The sequence below is a fragment of the Mycolicibacterium parafortuitum genome (assembly GCF_010725485.1).
Taxonomy (GTDB): Bacteria; Actinomycetota; Actinomycetes; order Mycobacteriales; family Mycobacteriaceae; genus Mycobacterium.
Genome location: NZ_AP022598.1, coordinates 5,700,820 through 5,720,882 on the forward strand (window position 1 = coordinate 5,700,820; position 20,063 = coordinate 5,720,882).

Sequence of the window (20,063 nt, forward strand, 5' to 3'; positions counted from 1 at the left end):
TCGGCGAGCTGCCAGCGGGTGGGGGTCGTCGTCGGTATCACTGGGCGGATGCGCTGCGGCGCAACGCCAGCCACGGATGGCGCCGCTCGTATTCACGCTGGGCGATCTCGGCATCGATGATCTGGCGGTAGCGCTGGATCAACTGGTCCCGGGTCATCCCGAACTCCGGGAGCACCTCGTCGTCCGGTGGCCCGCCGTACGGGGCCCAACTGCGCATGAACGCGACGATGTCGTGCGCGAACCGGTCCGCCATCTCGCCCTCGGGCATCAGGAGCCGCCCTTCTTCTTGTTGTAGACGTCGAAGCCCACGGCCGCCAGCAGTACCAGCCCCTTGATCAGCTGCTGGACGTCGCTGCCGATGCCGATCAACGACATGCCGTTGTTGAGCACGCCGAGCACGAATCCCCCGATGATCGCACCGAACACGGTGCCGACACCGCCGTTGGCCGACGCGCCGCCGATGAATGCCGCGGCGATCGCTTCGAGCTCCATGCCGATACCGGCCTGCGGCGTCGCGGAGTTGAGCCGCGCGGCGAACAGCAGGCCGGCCAGCGCGGACAACAGCCCCATGTTGACGAACACCAGGAACGTGACCCGCTTGGTCTTCACCCCGGAAAGCCGGGCCGCCGCCCCGTTGCCGCCGACCGCGTAGACCTGCCTGCCGATCACGGTGGAGCGCATCACGAACGCGTACACCACGAACGCCAGCGCCAGGATGATGCCGACGACGGGGACGCCGCGGTAGCTGGCCAGCAGCAGGGTGAACGCCGCCAGGGCCGCGACGATCGCGGCGCACTTGGCGACGAACCAGCCGGTCGGAAGCACGTCGAACCCGTACTGCGCCTGGGCTCGTCGCTGCCGCAGTTGCTGCCAGACGGCGGCGACCATGACCAGCGCACCGAGGATGATGGTGGGCCAGTGGTAGATCGCGCCTTCGCCGATCTCGGGCAGGAACCCGCTGCTGACCTGACTGAAGGTGCGCGGGAACGGTGCGATGGACTGGCCCTCCAGCAGGTACTGGGTGGCGCCGCGGAACACCAGCATGCCGGCCAGCGTCACGATGAACGACGGGATCCCGACGTAGGCGATCCAGAAGCCCTGCCACGCACCGATCGCCGCGCCCAGCACGAGACACACCGTCACCGCGATCGGCCACGGCATCGAGTGGGAGATCATCAGCACCGCGGACATCGCCCCGATGAACCCGGCGATGGATCCGACCGACAGGTCGATGTGGCCGGAGATGATCACGATGACCATGCCGATGGCCAGGATCAGGATGTAGCCGTTCTGCTGGACGATGTTGGTGACGTTGAGGGGTTTGAGCAGGATCCCGTCGGTGAGCAACTGGAACAGCACGACGATCAGCACCAGGGCGACCACCATGCCGTACTGCCGGAAGTTGCCCCGCACCAGTGCCTTCAGCCGGCCTGTCGGGGTGTCCGGTGGCGAGGGCGGCGACGCGTCCGGCGTCGTGTCCACCGTGGGAGAGGCAGTCATTCGGTTCGTCCCTTCATCATGTAGCGCATCAACGTCTCCTGCGCGGCGTTCTCACGCGCGACCTCACCGGTCAGCCGCCCCTCGTTCAGCGTGTAGATGCGGTCGCACAACCCGATCAGCTCGGGAAGCTCGGAGGAGATCACGATCACCGCTTTGCCCTGGGCGGCAAGCGAGTTGATGATCGTGTAGATCTCGTACTTGGCACCGACGTCGATGCCTCTGGTGGGTTCGTCGAGGATCAGCACGTCGGGATCGGCGAAGATCCACTTGCTCAGCACCACCTTCTGCTGGTTGCCGCCGGACAGGTTGCCGGTGGTGGCCTTCACCGACTGGGCCTTGATGTGCATGTCCTTGCGGAAGCGTTCGCCGACCACCGATTCCAGGTGTTCGTTGATCACCGACATCTTGCTGACCTTCGGCAGCGATGCCAGCGTCACGCTCCTGGCGATGTCGTCCATCAGGTTCAGCCCGTAGTGCTTGCGGTCCTCGGTGGCGTACGCGATCTTGTGGGCGATCGCCTCGGCCACGGTTCGCGTCTGGATCTCCTTGCCGTCCTTGATGACCCGCCCGCCCGCCTTCTTGCCGTAGCTGCGGCCGAACACGCTCATCGCCAGTTCGGTGCGTCCGGCGCCCATGAGCCCGGCCAGGCCCACGACTTCGCCGCGGCGCACGTGCAGCGACACATCGTCGACGACCTTGCGGTGCTGATCCAGCGGGTGGTAGACGGTCCAGCCCTCGATCTCGAAGGTCACGTCGCCGATGGGATGCGGTTGCCTGGCGGGGAATCGGTCGACCATGTCGCGGCCGACCATGCCGCGGATGATGTGTTCCTCGGTGACGGTGTCGTCGACCGCGAGCGTCTCGATGGTCTGCCCGTCGCGCAGGATGGTGATGTTGTCGGCCACCCGCATCACCTCGTTGAGCTTGTGCGAGATGATGATGCACGTCAGCCCCTGCGCCCTGAGCTCACCGATGAGGTCGAGCAGGTGGCGGCTGTCCTCGTCGTTGAGCGCGGCGGTCGGCTCGTCGAGGATCAGCAGCTTCACCTTCTTCGACAGCGCTTTCGCGATCTCGACAAGCTGCTGTTTCCCGACCCCGATGTCGGAGATCCGGGTGCCGGGGCTCTCCCGCAGTCCGACGCGATCGAGGAGCCGCTGGGCGTGCCGGGTGGTCTCGTGCCAGCTGATCACCCCGGCGGACGCATGCTCGTTGCCCAGGAAGATGTTCTCGGCGATGGACAACACGGGCACCAGCGCGAGCTCCTGGTGGATGATCGCGATGCCGCGGCGTTCGCTGGACCTGATGTCCTTGAAATCGCCGGGGCGCCCGTCGAAGGTGATCTCACCGGAATACGTCCCGTGCGGATAGATGCCGCTGAGGACCTTCATCAGGGTCGACTTGCCCGCGCCGTTCTCCCCGCAGATCGCATGGATCTCGCCGGGGTACACCGTCAGGTTGACCTGGTGGAGCGCCGTGACGGGCCCGAATCGCTTGGTGATGTCGCGCATCTCGAGCAACGGCGCGGGGCGGCCCGTCATCAGGCCAGCTGCGCGGAGGTGTAGTAGCCGGAGTCGATGAGCGCCTGCTGGTAGTTGCTCTTGTCGACACTGACCGGCTCGAGCAGGTACGCGGGCACGACCTTGACACCGTTGTCGTAGGTGCTGGTGTCGTTGACCTCGGGCTCGCCGCCGGTCAGCAGCGAATCCGCCATCTGCACCGCGGATTTCGCCAGTTCGCGGGTGTCCTTGAACACGGTCTGGGTCTGCTCGCCGGCGATGATCGACTTGACCGACGCGAGCTCGGCGTCCTGACCGGTGACGATCGGCAGCGGGTTGACCGGTGTGCCGTAGCCGGCGCTCTTGAGCGCGGAGATGATGCCCAGCGACATTCCGTCATACGGCGAGAGCACCGCGTCGACGCGCCCGCTGGTGTAGGCCCGGCTGAGCAGGTTGTCCATCCGGGACTGAGCGAGCCCGCCGTCCCAGCGCAGGGTGGCCACCTGGTCGAACGAGGTCTGCCCGCTACGGACGATCAGCTTGCCGCTGTCGATGTAGGGCTGCAGCACGCTCATCGCGCCGTCGAAGAAGAAGGTGGCGTTGTTGTCGTCGGGCGAGCCGGCGAACAGTTCGATGTTGTACGGGCCGGCGTTCTGCTCCACGCCGAGTTTGTCGACGATGTACGTGGCCTGCTGCACACCGACCTTGAAATTGTCGAATGTCGCGTAGTAGTCCACGTTTTCGGATCCGCGGATCAGCCGGTCGTAGCTGACGACGGGGATGTCGGCGTCGGCGGCGCGCTGCAGGATGTCGGTCAGCGACGAACCGTCGATCGGTGCGATGACCAGAACCTTGACCCCCTTGGTGATCATGTTCTCGATCTGCGACACCTGGTTCTGCACGACGTCGTCGCCGTACTGCAGATCGGTGTCGTAGCCGAGCGACTGGAACTGCTCGGCCATGTTGTTCCCGTCGGCAACCCACCGTTCCGAGGATTTCGTCGGCATCGCGATGCCGACGGTGCCGGCCCCCTCGCCGCCGCCGGCGCTGTCGTCGCTCGTCGTGGACCGACCGCAACCGACACTCGCGAACATGGTGACCGCGGCGAGCGCGCCCACCATGCGAACAACATTTTTACGCATGGGAAGTCCTTCGATTGGCCGTGCTCAACACCGGGGCCGGGCAGTCCGGCGCCCACGATGTGAGCGTTCACACGCTGATCTTGTGACGGGGCTCACGCTTTGTCAAGGCTTCGAACCTGAGAATGTGAACGCTCACATTGACCGTCCGAAAGTATTGACGGCCGCTCGATGTGAGCGTTAACATCCCGTCAGAATGTAACGCCGGTCACGTTCGACGCGGACCGCTCTTCCCTCTCGAATCCACCCTGAGCTGGACAAACAGCATCCACACCGAGGAGTTGTCATGAAGAGTTTGCTCACCACGCTGCTGAGCGTCGCGTCGGCAGGCGTGCTGGCCGCGTGCGGCAGCGGGCCGGCCCAGGACGTCGGACCCGCGGGCGGTTCGACAGGCGGCGCGATCACCATGGGCTTCTCCCAGGTCGGCGCGGAAAGCGGATGGCGTACCGCCAACACCGTCTCCATCCAGGACGCGGCCAAGGCCGCCGACGTCGACCTCAAGTTCTCCGACGCCAACGGCGAGCAGGAGAACCAGATCGCCGCGATCCGGTCCTTCGTGCAACAGGGAGTCGACGTGATCGCGTTCAGCCCGGTGGTGCGCACCGGGTGGGACGCGGTGCTGCTGGAAGCCAAGAACGCGGGCATCCCGGTGATCCTGACCGACCGCGCCGTCGACACCGAGGAACCCGACGTCTACAAGACCTTCCTCGGCGCCGACTTCGTCCGGGAAGGTCAGTGGGCAGGCGAATGGGCCGTCAAGGAGTTCGCCGCGGCCCCGGCGCCGGTGAACATCGTCCAATTGGAGGGAACCACGGGGTCCGACCCCGCGCTGGAGCGCACGACGGGCTTCGCCGAGGCCATCGCCGCCGATCCGAAGCTCACCGTGATCGCCTCGCAGACAGGGGATTTCACCCGCTCCGGAGGCAAGCAGGTGATGGAGGCGTTCCTCAAGGCACACCCGAAGATCGACCTGGTGTTCGCCCAGAACGACGATATGGCACTCGGCGCTGTGGAGGCCATCGAAGCAGCGGGCAAGAAACCGGGACAGGACATCAAGATCGTCGCGATCGACGCCACCCGCGACGGGATGCAGGCACTGGCCGACGGCAAGTTCAACTATCTGGTCGAATGCAATCCTCTGCTGGGTCCCGAGCTGATGGACCTGGCGAAGAAGGTCGTCGCCGGTGAATCGGTGCCGGCGCGTGTGGTCACCGAGGACCAGACGTTCGATCAGCAGCAGGCCGCCGCGATCCTGCCCGAGCGCAAGTACTGATGACCTCCCCCGTCTCCGGGCCGGTCTCCGAGACCCCGGCCGCGGACCCAGCCGCACCCGTGGTCGAAATACGCGGGGCCACGATCGATTTCCCCGGCGTACGGGCGCTGGACGGGGTCGACTTCCGGCTGCTGCCCGGTGAGATCCACGCGCTGATGGGCGAGAACGGCGCCGGGAAGTCCACCTTGATCAAGGCGCTCACCGGGGTCTACGACATCGACGCGGGCGAGATCTGCGTGGCAGGCGCGCCCCGGCGGTTCACCAGCCCTCGGCACGCCCAGGATGCCGGCATCAGCACCGTGTATCAGGAGGTCAACCTCTGCACGAACCTGACCGTGGCGGAGAACATCCTGCTCGGCCGGGAGCCCCGCAGGCTCGGCCGCATCGACTACCGGGCGATGAACCGACGAGCGGCAGAGCTGCTCGGCGATCTCGACCTGTCCGTCGATCCCCGCTCGATGCTCGGCTCCCATCCGATCGCCCTGCAGCAGCTGGTGGCTATCGCGCGTGCGACGGCGGTGTCGGCGCAGGTGCTGATCCTCGACGAGCCGACGTCGAGTCTGGACGCCGACGAGGTGACCGAGCTGTTCCGGGTCATGCGCCGGCTGCGCGACGGCGGTACCGCGATCCTGTTCGTGACGCATTTCCTCGACCAGGTCTATGCGGTGTCGGATCGGATCACGGTGCTGCGCAACGGTCGTCGCGTCGCCGAACACCGCACCTGTGAACTCGACCGGGTCCGGCTGGTCGCCGAGATGCTCGGCCACGAACTCGACCTGCTGGAGGAGATCGCCGAGACCGCCACGGATCACCGCGCGGAGCGCGACACCGTGGTCAGCGCGCGCGATCTCGGACGCCTCCCCCGTGTGCACCCCACCGACATCGACGTCCGCCGCGGCGAGGTCGTCGGCCTGGCCGGGCTGTTGGGTTCGGGGCGAACGGAACTGGCCCGCCTGCTCTTCGGTGCCGACCGGGCCACCAGCGGCCGGATCATGGTCGGCGGCAAGCCGACCGGTGTGCGGTCGCCGCGCGCGGCGATCGCGAACAGGTTCGCGTTCAGCTCGGAGGACCGCAAGGCCGAGGGCATCATCGGGGACCTGACGGTGCGCGACAACCTCGTGCTGGCCCTGCAGGCCAAACGGGGGTTCGCGCGGCCACTGTCGGCCAAGGCCAAGGCCGACCTCGTCGACCGCTACATCCGCGCGCTGGACATCCGCCCGCCGAACCCGGACACGCTGGTGAAGAACCTCAGCGGCGGCAACCAGCAGAAGGTGCTGCTGGCCCGCTGGCTGATCACCGAGCCACAGCTGTTCATCCTCGACGAGCCGACCCGGGGCATCGACGTCGGCGCCAAGACGCAGATCCAGAAGCTGATCACGGACCTGGCCACCGACGGGATGGGCGTGCTCTTCATCTCCGCCGAACTCGACGAGGTGGCCCGCATCAGCGACCGGATCGCGGTGCTGCGCGACGGGCACTGCATCGCCCAGGTCGGATCGGATTGCACCGTAAGCGAACTCACGGCGCTGATCGCCGGGGGTGTCCAGTGAACACCAACAGGCTGGTCAACTCCCCGCTGCTGTGGCCGGTGTTGTCACTGGCCGCGCTGCTGGCCGTCAACGTGATGCTGACACCGGGGTTTCTGAGCATCCGGGTCCAGGACGGACACCTGTTCGGCAGCGTGATCGACATCCTGCGCAACGGCGCCCCGACGATGCTGGTCGCGCTCGGGATGACGCTGGTGATCGCCTCGCGGGGCATCGACCTGTCGGTCGGTGCCGTGGTCGCGGTCAGCGGTGCACTGGCCTGCGCGCACATCGCCGCATCCGCCGACCCGACCTCGGCGGGCACCGTGATCACCGCGATGGGCATCGCCCTCGGGGTGGCCGTGGGCCTCGGCCTGTGGAACGGCGTGCTGGTGTCGGTGTTCGGGGTGCAGCCGATCATCGCGACGCTGGTCCTGATGACCGCGGGCCGCGGCGTGGCGCTGTTCATCACCGACGGGCAGATCGTCACCGTCGGCAGCCCCGCGTTCCGCGAACTCGGTGCCGGATACCTGTTCGGGCTGCCGGTGGCGATCCTGGTGAGCCTGGCGATGTTCGTCGTCGTCGGGCTCGTGGTGCGCCGCACCGCGCTCGGCATGCTGCTGGAGTCGGTCGGTGTCAACCCCGAGGCGAGCCGGCTGGCCGGGGTCCGGCACCGGTCGATCGTGCTCGCCGTCTACGTGTTCAGCGCGGTGTGCGCCGGGGTCGCCGGCCTGATGATCGCCTCCAACATCTCGGCCGCCGACGCCAACAACGCCGGCCTGTGGATCGAGATGGACGCGATCCTGGCCGTGGTGATCGGCGGCACGTCGCTGCTGGGCGGGCGGTTCAGCCTGACCGGCACGATCCTGGGCGCGCTGATCATCCAGACGCTGACGACCACCGTCTACACCGCGGGGATCACGCCCGAGACCACGCTGGTGTTCAAGGCGCTCGTCGTGATCGCGGTGTGTCTGCTGCAGGCCCCGAAATTCCGCGCGCTGGCGCGGGGAGCCTTCCGGCCCCGCCGGCATGCGCCGAAATCCGTTGCCGCCACCGCGGCACCGCAGGTCCCGGACACCGTGGTGGGTACCGCCGAGGTCGACGAGATGAGCCGGCTGTGAGCGCGACGACGCCGGCGCTCGGCGCCCCGCGCCAGGACCGGTGGCAGGCGCTCACCGGCGAGGTGCTGGCCCGTGTCCGCGGCCGCTACCTGTCCCCTCTGGCCTCGCTGGGGCTGCTCGCGCTGATGTTCGGCGCGATCGTGGTGCGCTACGACTTCGCCAGTCCCGCCCAGGTGTTCCTGAATCTGTTCGTCGACAACGCCTACCTGATCGTGCTGGCCGTCGGGATGACCTTCGTGATCCTCAGCGGCGGAATCGATCTGTCCGTCGGGTCGACGGTGGCGCTGGCGACGGTCATCGTCGCCACCGCGCTGCAGCAGGGTTGGCCGATGCCGCTGGCGGTCGGCACCGTGCTGGTGGTCGGCCCGCTGCTGGGATGGCTGATGGGCCTGGTGATCGAGTACTTCGATGTGCAGCCCTTCATCGTGACCCTGGCCGGGATGTTCCTGGCCCGCGGGCTGTGTTACGTGATCAGCGTCGACACGTTGCCGATCAAGGATCCGGTGCTGCGCCGGATCGGGCTGAACTACGTGTACCTCTACGAGGACAAGTTCATCCGGTGGACGGTGGTGATCGCGGTCGCCGTCGTCGTGATCGCCGCGTTCACCCTGCACCAGACCCGGTACGGCCGAACCGTGTACGCGGTCGGCGGCAACCGGCAGTCGGCTCAGCTGATGGGGCTGGCCGCGGCCCGCGCCCGGGTGTCGGTGTACGCGGTCAGCGGTTTCTGCGCGGCCCTGGCCGGACTGCTGCTGGCGGTACAGAAGCTGTCGGGCTACAGCCTCAACGGCATCGGCATGGAGCTCGACGCCATCGCCGCCGCGGTGATCGGGGGCGTACTACTGTCCGGAGGAACAGGTTTCGTGTTCGGTTCGGTGATCGGCGTCCTGGTGCTCGGCACCATCCAGACGTTCGTCACCGCCGAGAACCTCGACTCGTACTGGACCCGCATCATGACCGGTGTCCTGCTACTGGTCTTCGTTCTCGTCCAGCGACTAGTGGTGAGGAAGCCCCGATGAACAGCCGCGTAACACCCACCAGCACAGCCAAACCGGTGATGGCCGATGTCGCGCGGCTGGCCGGCGTCAGCCACCAGACCGTGTCGCGGGTGATCAACGGCTCCCCCAGCATCCGGCCCGCGACCAAGGCCCGTGTGCAGCAGGCGATCGAGGAGCTCGGCTACCGGCCCAACACCGCCGCCCGGGCGCTGGTGACCCGCCGGTCCGGGATCATCGGGATCATCGGCACCAGCAGCGCGCTGTTCGGGCCCTCCAGCGTGCAGCGCTCGGTGCAGGAAGCCGCGCGCGCCGCGGGCTACTTCACCAGCATGGTGCCGCTGCCCGACGTCACCCCTGACGCGCTGCGCGACGCGCTGGAGCACCTCACCCGGCAATCCGTCGAGGCGATCGTGATGATCGCCGCCCAGGAGGACGCGCTCGCCGTCGCGCACGCCGCGGAGACGGGTGTGCCGATGATCGTCGTCGAAGGGGACCTGTCCGGCAGCGGCCTCAGCGTGGGGGTGGACCAGATCGCCGGGGCACGCCAGGCCACCACGCATCTGATCGACCTGGGCCACCGCGCGATCGACCACATCGCCGGCCCCACCACGTGGACCGAAGCCAAAGGTCGCCAGACGGGCTACGAGGAGGCGATGCGTGCCGCGGGCCTCACCCCGCGCGATCCGTGGCAGGGTGACTGGACCCCGGCCCGCGGCTACGACATCGGGCGCGAGATCGTGCGTCGCGGCACCACCACCGCGGTGTTCGTCGCCAACGACCAGATGGCCATCGGCTTCCTGCACGCGGTCGCCGAGGCGGGGCTGTCGGTTCCGCGCGACCTCAGCGTCGTCGGGTTCGACGACATCCCCGAGGCCCGCTACCTGATCCCGGCGCTGACCACGGTCCGTCAGGATTTCCACGCCGTCGGCAGGCAGGCCATCGAGCTGGTCGCCGCTGCGCTCGACGGGTCCGCCACCGACATCCCTTTGATCGCACCGGAATTGATCGTCCGGGACAGTACCGCCAGACGCGAGGAGCGTTGATGAGCAACGAGAAGTACACCGTCGGAGTCGACTTCGGGACCCTGTCGGCCCGCGCACTGGTGGTGCGGGTGTCCGACGGGCACGAGATGGCCGCCGCCGAGCATGCCTACGAACACCGCGTCGTCACCGACACGCTGCCCGGCACGGACATCGAGCTGCCCGCACTGTGGGCGCTTCAGGTACCCGCCGACTACGTCGATGCGCTGCGTCACACGGTTCCCGCCGCCGTCGCCGCCTCAGGGGTCGACCCGGCCGACATCGTCGGGATCGGTACGGATTTCACCTCCTGCACGATGGTGCCGGTGCGCGCCGATGGCACCCCGCTGTGCGAGTTGGCCGAGTTCGCCGACCGCCCGCACGCGTACGCGAAGCTGTGGCGCCACCATTCCCCGCAGCGGCAGGCCGACCGCATCAACGCGGTCGCGGCCCGGCGCGGAGAATCGTGGTTACCCCGGTACGGCGGGTTGATCTCCAGTGAGTGGGAGTTCGCCAAGGCGCTGGAGATTCTCGACGAGGACCCCGAGGTGTACGGGGCGATCGACAAGTTCGTGGAGGCCGCCGACTGGATCGTCTGGCAGCTCTGCGGAACCTATGTCAGGAACGCGTGCAGCGCCGGGTACAAGGGCATCCTGCAGGACGGCCGTTACCCGTCGCGCGAGTTCCTCGCCGACGTGCGGCCGGGATTCGAGGGATTCGTCACCGACAAGCTCGACCACCCGATCGGCCGGCTCGGCGACGCCGCCGGAGTCCTGACCGATCGTGCCGCGCAGTGGATCGGGCTGCCGCCGGGCATCCCGGTCGCCGTGGGCAACGTCGACGCCCACGTGACCGTGGCGGCTGCCGACGCGCTCGCGCCGGGACAGCTCGTCGCGATCATGGGTACCTCGACCTGCCATGTGATGAATTCCGATGTGCTGCGCGAAGTTCCGGGAATGTGCGGCGTCGTCGACGGCGGGATCTCCGACGGCAGCTGGGGATACGAGGCGGGCCAGTCCGGCGTCGGGGACATCTTCGGCTGGTTCGTCGACAACTGCGTCCCGGAGGGCTACCACGTCGAGGCGCGCCGCCGCGGTCAGACCCTGCACGAGCACCTGTCGGAGCTGGCGGCCGGCCAGCGCGTCGGCCAGCACGGCCTGATCGCACTGGACTGGCACAGCGGAAACCGGTCGGTGCTCGTCGATCACGAGCTGTCCGGGGTGATGATCGGCCAGACCCTGCACACCACGTGTGTGGACATGTACCGGGCATTGCTGGAGGCGACGGCATTCGGCACCCGGATGATCGTGCAGACGTTCGTCGACAGCGGGGTCCCGGTCGACGAGATCGTCGTCGCAGGCGGCCTGTTGAAGAACTCGCTGCTGATGCAGATCTACGCCGACGCGGTGGGACTGCCGCTGTCGGTGGTGCCGTCGACGCAGGCGCCCGCACTGGGCGCGGCCATCCACGCCGCCGCGGCCGCAGGCGTGTTCACCGACGTCGAGGCCGCCGCCAAACAGATGGGTGGCCGAAAGCGCAACGCCTACCGCCCGATTCCGGAGAACGTCGAGGTGTACGACGAGCTCTACCGCGAGTACGTCACCGCCCACGACTGGTTCGGGCGGACCGAGGACATGATGCACCGGCTGCGCCACATCGCGGCCGGGCAGCGACTGGGAGTTCCCGCATGACGATCACCTCCGACCTCAACCGTGTGATCACCGATCTACGTGCGCAGGTCTGTGAGTTGCACGCCCACCTGACCCGCTACGAGCTGGTGATCTGGACCGCCGGCAATGTGTCCGCGCGGGTCCCGGGACGCGATCTGATGGTGATCAAACCGTCCGGGGCCGACTACGCGACGATGACCGCCGACGAGATGGTGGTGTGTGACCTGCACGGCAACCTCGTCGACGGTGAGCTCAGCCCGTCGTCGGACACCGCCGCGCACGCCTACGTGTACCGCCACATGCCCGAGGTCGGCGGAGTGGTGCACACCCACTCGACCTATGCGACGGCGTGGGCCGCTCGCGGTGAACCGATACCGTGTGTGCTGACCATGATCGCCGACGAGTTCGGCGGCGACATCCCCGTCGGCCCGTTCGCGCTCATCGGCGACGACTCCATCGGCCGCGGCATCGTCGAGGTGCTGCGGGAGAGCCGATCCCCCGCGGTGCTGATGCGCAACCACGGTCCGTTCACCATCGGGCGCACAGCCCGCGACGCCGTCAAGGCGGCGGTGATGGTCGAGGACGTCGCGCGCACCGTCCACATCGCGCGCCAACTCGGCGTCCCCCCTCAATTGGACGCGGCCGACGTGGCCGCTCTGTTCGAGCGCTACCAGAACGTGTACGGCCAGTCCGGCCCGCACGCCGAGACCTCCGAGGAGATTCATCGATGATCGCGTCCCGCCTCGTCACCAGCCAGGTGTGGCTGATCACCGGCAGCCAGTCGCTGTACGGCCAGGACATCCTCGATCAGGTCGTCGACCATTCCCGCCAGATCGCCGAACGTCTCGACCGCAGCAGCGAGATCCCGGTGGAGGTGCGCTGCCTGCCGGTGGTGACCGACGCCGACGCGGTGGCCCGAGTCCTCAGCGAGGCGAACACCAGCGACGAATGCGTCGGTGTCATCGCCTGGATGCACACGTTCTCGCCGGCGAAGATGTGGATCCGAGGCCTGAAGAACCTGCGAAAGCCGTTGCTGCACCTGCACACCCAGTTCGACGTGGAGCTGCCGTGGCACAGCATCGACATGGACTACATGAACCTCAACCAGGCCGCGCACGGCGACCGCGAGTTCGGCTACATCCAGTCGCGGCTGTCGACGCCGCGCAAGACGGTCGCCGGACACACCGGTGAGCCGGAGACCCGCAGGCGCATCGGGTCCTGGGTGCGGGCCGCGCTCGGGCGCGCCGAGCTGTCGACGTTGAAGGTGGCCCGGTTCGGCGACAACATGCGCGGGGTGGCGGTCACCGAGGGCGACAAGGTGGAGGCCGAGGCACACTTCGGCGCCGCGGTGAACACCTACGGGGTCAACGACCTGGTGGACGCCGTCGAGCGGGTCCAGCCCGCCGACGTCGACAAACTGATCCAGGAATACCTGAACACCTACTCCGTCGCACCCGAATTGCACCCGGGCGCGACCCGGCATATGTCGCTGCGACACGGCGCCCAGATCGAGCTCGGACTGCGTAAGTTCCTGCAGGACGGTGGCTTCCACGCCTTCACCACGAACTTCGAGGATCTGGGCCGGCTGCGCCAGCTGCCGGGGCTGGCCGTCCAGCGCCTGATGGCCGACGGTTACGGGTTCGGCGCCGAGGGCGACTGGAAGACGGCGGTGATGTTGCGCGCGGTCAAGGTGATGGCCGACGGGCTGCCGGGCGGCACGTCGTTCATGGAGGACTACACCTACGATCTGACGCCCGGGCGGGAACGGATCCTCGGCGCACACATGCTGGAGGTGTGTCCCAGCATCGCTGCCGAGACGCCGTCGCTGGAGGTGCATCCGCTGGCCATCGGCGACCGCGACGACCCGGTGCGCCTGCGGTTCACCGCCGCCCCGGCCGACGCGGTGATCCTCGGCATCAGCGACATGGGTTCGCGGTTTCGGCTGGTCGCCAACGCGGTACGCGTCGTCGAGCCGACCGCCCCGCTGCCGAACCTTCCGGTGGCCTGCGCGGTTTGGGAGCCCATGCCGTCATGGGCCACCTCCACCGAGGCGTGGCTGATGGCCGGCGCACCCCATCACACGGTGATGACCACCGCGGTCGGTGTCGACACGATCGACGACTTCGCGGAGATGACGGGCACCGAGCTGCTCGTCATCGACGAGGACACCACGGTGCGCCAGTTCCGGAACGCGTTGCGGTGGAACGACGTCTACCACCACATCGCCGCGGGCCTGTAGAGGGTCAGCTCCCGACGTTGCGTTCAAGCAGCGGGGCGCCCGCGGCCTCGGTGGCGACCTGGGGCCGCGGCGCGACCCGCCCGAACACCATGGACTCGTCGATGCGGTCCAGCCGGGCGTCGATCGCGTCGAGGACGTAGTTGTGGCGCACGTTCCACGGTCGGTGTGTGCCGGACTTCGGCAGCACATGCGGGGAACGGTGCACGTACCCGGCGTTGATGTTCCAGGCCGGCTTCTCTTCCATCGGCGCCCCACCCAGATGCGGGTAGGCATGGGTGTAGCCGTGAGAATCCATGTACGCCAACAACTTCGCGACTGCACGCGCAGTCAGGTCGGCCCGCAGCGTCCACGACGCATTGATGTATCCGACGCACCAGGCCAGATTCGGCACGTCCTCGAGCAGGTGCTCCTTGTACACGAACCGGTCGGCCGGGCGCACCTGTTGACCGTCGACACTGATCGCGATGCCGCCCAGCGCCTGCAACTGCAGTCCGGTCGCGGTGACCAGCACGTCGGCGTCGATTCTGTTGCCCGACTTGAGCACGACACCGCGGGCGTCGACGTGGTCGATCTCGTCGGTCACCACCTCGGCGCGACCCTGGGCGATCGCCTCGTAGAAATCACCGGACAGGATCAGGCACAGCCGCTGATCCCACGGGTCGTACCGCGGCTTGAAATGGGTGTCCACCGGATAGCCCTTGGGCAGGTAGCCCTTGGCGACCGCGCGGATGAGCTTGCGGCTCAACCGCGGCGCTTTGCGGGCCACCGCGTAGGCGGTCACGATGAACAACACGTTGTAGAGCCACGCCAGCCGGTAGCCGAGCTTGCGCGGCGGCACCCGGCGCAGCAGGTTCACCACCGGGTTGATGCGCTGTCCCGACAGCAGGTAGGTCGGTGAGCGCTGCAGCATCGTGACGTGCCCGGCGTCGCGCGACAGTGCCGGGATCATGCTGATCGCGGTGGCGCCGCTACCGATGACCACGACTCTCTTGCCGGTGTAGTCCAGGTCCTCGGGCCAGTGCTGCGGGTGCACCACCGGGCCGTCGAAGGTGTCCAGGCCGGGGAACTCGGGACGGTACGGGTGGTCGTAGTCGTAGTAGCCGGTGCCGAAGAACAGGAACCGGGCTCGATAGGTGCGCGGCGTGCCGTTGTGTTCGGCCCTCACCGTCCAGGTGTCGGTGCCCGAATCCCAGTCCGCGGACGCCACCCGGGTGTCGAACACGATGTGCCGGTCGATGCCGTGCTTGCGCGCGGTCTCGGTCAGGTAGGTGCGGATGTCCTCGCCGTCGGCGACGTTCTCCGGGCGGTCCCACGGCTCCCACGGAAACGACAGCGTGAAGATGTCGCTGTCGGAACGGATTCCGGGGTATCGGTGCAGATCCCACGTCCCGCCGATGCGCGAGCGGCGCTCCAGCACCGTGTATTTGAGCTGCGGGTTGCGCTCCTGGATGCGGTAGGCGGCCCCGATCCCCGAGATCCCCGCGCCGATGATCAGTACGTCGGAGAACGCCGTCTCCGGATAGGGCTGCTCCACTCGCAACCTCCTTTGGTCCGCGTACGTACCACCCTAGACTCAGCCCCTCAGCGCGTCGACGATCTCGGCCAGCGAGTTCACCGCGATCGGCCCCGGCTGGTACAGGCAGACCCGGTCCGAGACGCCCTCGACCCGGTCCCGGATGTGTTTGGCGATATCGGCGGGGGTGCCACAGGCTGCGATGGTGTGCAGCACGTCGTCGTCGATGAGCCGGCCCATCTCCTCCCAGCGGCCCTGCTTGGACAGTGCGTTGAGCTCCGGCTGCAGATCACCCCAGCCGTGCACCTCCAGCACCGGCCGGTAGGCCGGTGTGGACCCGTAGAACGCGAGCAACCGGCGCGCCGACAGGTGGCCGGGGTCCTCGTCGGCGACCGACACGATGATCTCCGGCACGATGGCCAGCTGATCCCGGGTGCGCCCCGCGGCGGCCAGCCCGGCGGCGACATTCGGCAGCGTGACCTCGTCGAGAAAGCGTTTCGAACCGAACGGCATCACCAGCAGTCCGTCGGCGACCTCGGCGGTCATCCGCGTCAGCTTCGGGCCCAGCGCCCCGACGTAGATCGGGATCGGGTCGAACGGGGCGCGCGGGCGGAACGTCGGCGTCATCAACGTGTGCCGGTAGAAGTCGCCCTGGAAATTCAGCCGCTCGCCGGTGCTCCACGTCTGGAAGATCGCCCGCAGCGCGCCGACCAGCTCGCGCATCCGCGCCACCGGCTGGTCGAAGTCCGCGCCGAACCGTTTCTCGATCTGCGTGCGGATCTGGGTGCCCAACCCGAGGGTGAACCGCCCTCCGGACAGCAGCTGATGGTCCACGGCCTGGTGTGCCAGGTGAATCGGGTTGCGTGGAAACGCGATCGCGACGTTGGTCATCAGGTCCAGCCCGCCGACGGTGGTCGCCAGCGTCAACGGTGTGAACACGTCGTGGGGGCCTTCGAAGGTGAACACACCATCGGCACCGGCGTCGCGCAGCGCGCGCGCCCGATCGACGGCGTCCACGGGACTGAACAGCGCTGTCATCACCTGCACGAGGGGTGAGCCTAATGCGATTGCCGCGGGATAATCGTCGCTATCCGCACGTTTTCGCGCCAGAATCGCAACATGGCCGACGTCGTTGTCGTGGGAGCGGGTTTCGCCGGGCTGGCGGCGGCACGAGAGTTGACCGAGCTCGGGCACGACGTCCTCGTCGTCGAGGGCCGCGACCGGGTCGGCGGGCGCGCGTACACCGGCGCGGTGGCCGGGGTGCCGGTCGACTTCGGCGCGACGTTCGTCGGGCCGACCCAGGACGCGGTGCTGGCGCTGGCCGCCGAGCTCGGGGTCGACTCGACACCGACCTACGGGCGCGGCAAGAACCTGATCCGGTGGCGCGGACGGGTGCGTTCCTACCGCAGCACCGTCCCGCGGCTGTCGATCATCGAGCTGCTCGACGTGTCCCGGATCCAGTGGCGGTTCGACCGGCTGACCCGGCGCGTACCGATAGACCAGCCGTGGACCGCGCCGATCGCCGACGACCTCGACGCGATCTCCCTCGACGGGTGGCTGCGCTCGGTGCACGCCGGCGCGTCCACCCGCGATCTGATGGCGATCATGGCGCGGGTGACCTGGGGCGCCGAACCGGATGCGGTCTCGATGCTGCACGCGGTCCGCTACGTCAACGCGGCGGGCGGGCTGAACCGCATGCTCGACGTCGAGGGCGGAGCGCAGCAGGACCGCTTCCTGACCGGGACCCAGGAGATCGCCGTCCGGATGGCGGCCGAACTCGGCGATCGGGTGGTCCTGGGGAGCCCGGTGCGGCGCATCAGCAGGCAGCCGGACCGGACGCTGACCGTGTCCACCGCCGGCGCGAACCACACCGCCGCCGCGGTGATCGTGGCGGTGCCGCCCGAGCACCGCGAGGCGATCGAGTTCGATCCCCCGCTACCGCCGGAATACGGTGAGCTGAACCGGCATTGGCCGCAGGGACACCTGAGCAAGGCCTACGCCGCCTACGAATCCCCGTTCTGGCGCGCCGACGGCTACTCCGGCGAGGCGCTGTCGGACGAGGGTCCGGTGTTCATCACGTTCGACTGCAGCCCGGGTGACGGCGGCCCGGGGGTGCTGCTCGGGTTCACCGATGCGCGCACGTTCGATCCGCTGCCCGCCGCGCGGCGACGCGAGGTCGCGCTGAACGGATTCACCGCGCTGTTCGGCCCGGCCGCGGCGCGGCCGCTGGACTACGTCGACCACCGTTGGGGCGCCGAGACATTCGCTCCGGGCGGCCCGACAGCCGCGGTGCCACCGGGGGCGTGGACGACGCACGGCCGGTGGCTGCGCGCACCGGTGGACGGCATCTTCTGGGCAGGCACCGAGACCGCCGACCGCTGGACCGGCTTCCTCGACGGCGCGGTGCGCTCAGGTCTGCGTGCGGCCGAGCAGGTCCATCAGGAGCTCTCCCGGCGGGCATAGCCCCCGGTCGAGCGGGACGTCTCGATGAGCCAGCGCAGCTGCTGGTTGACCTCATCGGGCCGCTCCAGGATCGCGCAGTGTCCGCCGGCGAGTTCGACGAACCGCGCCAGGTTGGGCGCCGTCGACGCGATCCGCCGCGCCGAGGTCATCGGCAGCAGCCGGTCGTGGGTGCTGCCGATCACCAGCGCCGGCACGGTCAGGTTGTCCAAACTGATGTGGCGCGGCCCCATGTTGTCGACGAGCACCCGCGCCCAACCGCCGCGCCCCGCCGGCGGGGTGGCGTTGAACAGCTCGAACACGAAGTCGGTGATCTCCGGATCGGCGTCGCGGCCGACCGCGATCAATTTCACGAACCGCCGGCTCGGCGCGTCCGCGGCGCGCACCAGCGGCGCCCCGCCGAAGCGCCGGATCACCCCGCCCGCCGCGCGCACCCGGGCGTCGGCCAGTCGGGCCGGCACGGGCAGCAGGTTCACGTTGCGCAGCAGGTCCCCGGTGGTGGTGTTGATCAGCGCGACCGCCGCGGCACGCTGCGGCACCCGGTGCGGCAGGCGCTCCGACCAGGACGAGATCGCGATGCCGCCCATCGAGTGGCCGGCGATGACCGCCCGCTCCCCCGGCGCCAGTGTCGCGTCCAGCACCGCGTCGAGGTCGGCGGCGAGGTAGTCGAGGCTGTATCCGCCGCGCAGCGGGGGTACCGCGCTGCGGCCGTGGCCACGGTGGTCGTAGGCGATCACCCGGTAGTCGCGGGACAGGTCGGCGATCTGGTGGGCCCACACCCTGACCGCGCAGGTGATGCCGTGCGCCAGCACGACCGGGTAGCCGTCCTCGGGCCCGAACACCTCGGCGTGCAGCCGCACACCGTCGCGGGATCGGACGTCGACCACCCGTCCCGGAGGCAGGGCACGCGCCGGGGCAAATCCACTGCCGCGAGTTCTGGTGTAGGTGCCTCGTGCCATCGTGAGCGCTCCTCGGGGTCGGCAACGTCGCCGGGTACGTGACTGTACTCGCCGGCCACCACCGCCGGATCCCGGATCCGCCGGAGGGTTGAATGGGTGGGCGACCACTCCATCGACTTAGCGAGGCGACATATGCGTGCGATCCAGATAGCCGAGCTCGACGGTCCCCGGGCAGCGAAGCTCGTCGAGATCGACGAACCCGCGGCGGACGGGAACTCGGTGCTCGTCGAGGTCCACGCCGCGGGTGTCGCCTTCCCCGATGCGCTGCAGTCCCGCGGGCTCTATCAGTACAAGCCCGAGATGCCCTACACCCCGGGCGCCGAGGTCGCCGGCGTGGTGCGCTCGGCACCCGACGGCGCGCACGTACGGCCCGGCGACCGGGTGGCGGGGCTGACGATGCTGTGCGGCGCGATGGCCGAAGTGGTTGCGCTGCAACCGGAGCGGGTTTTCCCGCTACCCGACTCGGTGTCGTTCGAGGCGGGCGCGGGGATCCTGTTCAACGACCTCACGGTGCAGTTCGCGTTGTGCGAACGGGGCCGGCTCGCACCGGGCGAGACCGTGCTGGTGCACGGCGCCGCGGGCGGCATCGGAACCTCCACGTTGCGGCTGGCGCCCGCCTTCGGCGCCGGCCGGACGATCGCGGTGGTCAGCACCGAGGACAAGGCCGACGTGGCCCGCGCGGCCGGGGCGACCGACGTGGTGCTCGCCGACGGTTTCAAGGACGCGGTCAAGGAGCTCACGGGTGGGCGCGGCGTGGACATCGTCGTCGACCCGGTCGGTGGAGACCGGTTCACCGACTCGCTGCGATCACTGGCACCCGGCGGGCGATTGCTCGTCGTCGGCTTCACCGGTGGCGATATCCCGACGGTGAAAGTCAACCGGTTGCTGTTGAACAACGTCGACGCCGTCGGCGTCGGCTGGGGCGCCTGGACGATGACCCACCCCGGCTATCTGCAGCAGCAATGGGCCGAACTGGAGCCGCTGCTGGCCACGGGTAAGGTCGCGGCCCCTGAACCGGTCGTCTACCCGCTGGAACGCGCCGCCGAGGCGATCGCTTCGCTGGAGGACAGGTCGGCGCGGGGCAAGGTGGTCGTCGCGATCCGCTGAACGAGCAAAACTGTCGTTTTTCGGACCGGGAACGCCGGAAGTA

The 20,063-nt window shown here is 68.5% G+C and carries 17 protein-coding genes; 10 read left to right on the plus strand and 7 right to left on the minus strand.

Annotation, left to right across the window (positions count from 1 at the left end):
* Nucleotides 1-37: 37 nt before the first annotated feature.
* From NTM_RS26905 to chvE, 4 genes are read right to left on the minus strand one after another with little or no spacing between them, the layout of a single operon-like run.
* Nucleotides 38-268 (minus strand): hypothetical protein, encoded by a 231-nt coding sequence (locus NTM_RS26905; RefSeq protein WP_104863635.1) that lies wholly within the window; start codon nt 266-268, stop codon nt 38-40.
* The gene (mmsB, locus tag NTM_RS26910; RefSeq protein ID WP_163769134.1) at nt 268-1,500 is read right to left on the minus strand and encodes a multiple monosaccharide ABC transporter permease; all 1,233 of its coding nucleotides are present in this window, start codon (nt 1,498-1,500) and stop codon (nt 268-270) included. Before mmsB ends, NTM_RS26905 begins: the two co-directional genes overlap by 1 nt.
* The gene (mmsA, locus tag NTM_RS26915; RefSeq protein WP_104863633.1) at nt 1,497-3,038 is read right to left on the minus strand and encodes a multiple monosaccharide ABC transporter ATP-binding protein; all 1,542 of its coding nucleotides are present in this window, start codon (nt 3,036-3,038) and stop codon (nt 1,497-1,499) included. Before mmsA ends, mmsB begins: the two co-directional genes overlap by 4 nt.
* Complete coding sequence (gene chvE, locus NTM_RS26920; protein ID WP_163769135.1) at nt 3,038-4,138, minus strand: multiple monosaccharide ABC transporter substrate-binding protein; 1,101 nt, start codon at nt 4,136-4,138, stop codon at nt 3,038-3,040. The genes mmsA and chvE overlap by 1 nt, the downstream gene beginning before the upstream one ends.
* A 283-nt stretch (nt 4,139-4,421) precedes the next feature.
* Here chvE and NTM_RS26925 point away from each other — a divergent pair, with 283 nt between their 5' ends.
* From NTM_RS26925 to araA, 8 genes are read left to right on the plus strand one after another with little or no spacing between them, the layout of a single operon-like run.
* Nucleotides 4,422-5,408 (plus strand): ABC transporter substrate-binding protein, encoded by a 987-nt coding sequence (locus NTM_RS26925; protein WP_163769136.1) that lies wholly within the window; start codon nt 4,422-4,424, stop codon nt 5,406-5,408.
* The gene (locus NTM_RS26930) at nt 5,408-6,958 is read left to right on the plus strand and encodes a sugar ABC transporter ATP-binding protein (RefSeq protein ID WP_163769137.1); all 1,551 of its coding nucleotides are present in this window, start codon (nt 5,408-5,410) and stop codon (nt 6,956-6,958) included. The genes NTM_RS26925 and NTM_RS26930 overlap by 1 nt, the downstream gene beginning before the upstream one ends.
* Entirely contained in the window at nt 6,955-8,055 is a 1,101-nt protein-coding gene (locus tag NTM_RS26935) for an ABC transporter permease (protein ID WP_232079852.1), read from the plus strand. Before NTM_RS26930 ends, NTM_RS26935 begins: the two co-directional genes overlap by 4 nt.
* Complete coding sequence (locus tag NTM_RS26940) at nt 8,052-9,074, plus strand: ABC transporter permease subunit (protein WP_232079853.1); 1,023 nt, start codon at nt 8,052-8,054, stop codon at nt 9,072-9,074. The genes NTM_RS26935 and NTM_RS26940 overlap by 4 nt, the downstream gene beginning before the upstream one ends.
* A complete protein-coding gene (locus NTM_RS26945) occupies nt 9,071-10,096 on the plus strand; it encodes a LacI family DNA-binding transcriptional regulator (protein ID WP_197746370.1) in 1,026 nt (341 codons plus the stop codon). Before NTM_RS26940 ends, NTM_RS26945 begins: the two co-directional genes overlap by 4 nt.
* Nucleotides 10,096-11,763, plus strand: coding sequence for a ribulokinase (gene araB / locus NTM_RS26950; RefSeq protein WP_104863629.1), 1,668 nt, complete (start codon nt 10,096-10,098; stop codon nt 11,761-11,763). Before NTM_RS26945 ends, araB begins: the two co-directional genes overlap by 1 nt.
* Nucleotides 11,760-12,473, plus strand: coding sequence for an L-ribulose-5-phosphate 4-epimerase (locus NTM_RS26955; protein WP_104863628.1), 714 nt, complete (start codon nt 11,760-11,762; stop codon nt 12,471-12,473). The genes araB and NTM_RS26955 overlap by 4 nt, the downstream gene beginning before the upstream one ends.
* Nucleotides 12,470-13,981: an L-arabinose isomerase gene (gene araA, locus NTM_RS26960; protein WP_104863627.1), complete on the plus strand. Its 1,512-nt coding sequence runs from the start codon at nt 12,470-12,472 to the stop codon at nt 13,979-13,981. The genes NTM_RS26955 and araA overlap by 4 nt, the downstream gene beginning before the upstream one ends.
* A gap of 4 nt (nt 13,982-13,985) precedes the next feature.
* On the opposite strand, the gene NTM_RS26965 is transcribed toward araA, so the two are convergent.
* A complete protein-coding gene (locus NTM_RS26965) occupies nt 13,986-15,515 on the minus strand; it encodes a flavin-containing monooxygenase (protein WP_163769138.1) in 1,530 nt (509 codons plus the stop codon).
* A gap of 39 nt (nt 15,516-15,554) precedes the next feature.
* Nucleotides 15,555-16,532 (minus strand): TIGR03617 family F420-dependent LLM class oxidoreductase, encoded by a 978-nt coding sequence (locus NTM_RS26970; protein WP_163769645.1) that lies wholly within the window; start codon nt 16,530-16,532, stop codon nt 15,555-15,557.
* A gap of 81 nt (nt 16,533-16,613) precedes the next feature.
* On the opposite strand from NTM_RS26970, the gene NTM_RS26975 reads away from it, so the two are divergent.
* Nucleotides 16,614-17,957: a flavin monoamine oxidase family protein gene (locus tag NTM_RS26975; protein WP_163769139.1), complete on the plus strand. Its 1,344-nt coding sequence runs from the start codon at nt 16,614-16,616 to the stop codon at nt 17,955-17,957.
* Here the strand turns inward: NTM_RS26975 and NTM_RS26980 are convergent.
* Nucleotides 17,933-18,913: an alpha/beta fold hydrolase gene (locus tag NTM_RS26980; RefSeq protein WP_163769140.1), complete on the minus strand. Its 981-nt coding sequence runs from the start codon at nt 18,911-18,913 to the stop codon at nt 17,933-17,935. The two genes, NTM_RS26975 and NTM_RS26980, sit on opposite strands and share 25 nt — an antisense overlap.
* 132 nt (nt 18,914-19,045) lie before the next feature.
* On the opposite strand from NTM_RS26980, the gene NTM_RS26985 reads away from it, so the two are divergent.
* Complete coding sequence (locus tag NTM_RS26985; protein ID WP_104863622.1) at nt 19,046-20,020, plus strand: NADPH:quinone oxidoreductase family protein; 975 nt, start codon at nt 19,046-19,048, stop codon at nt 20,018-20,020.
* Nucleotides 20,021-20,063: the final 43 nt, after the last annotated feature.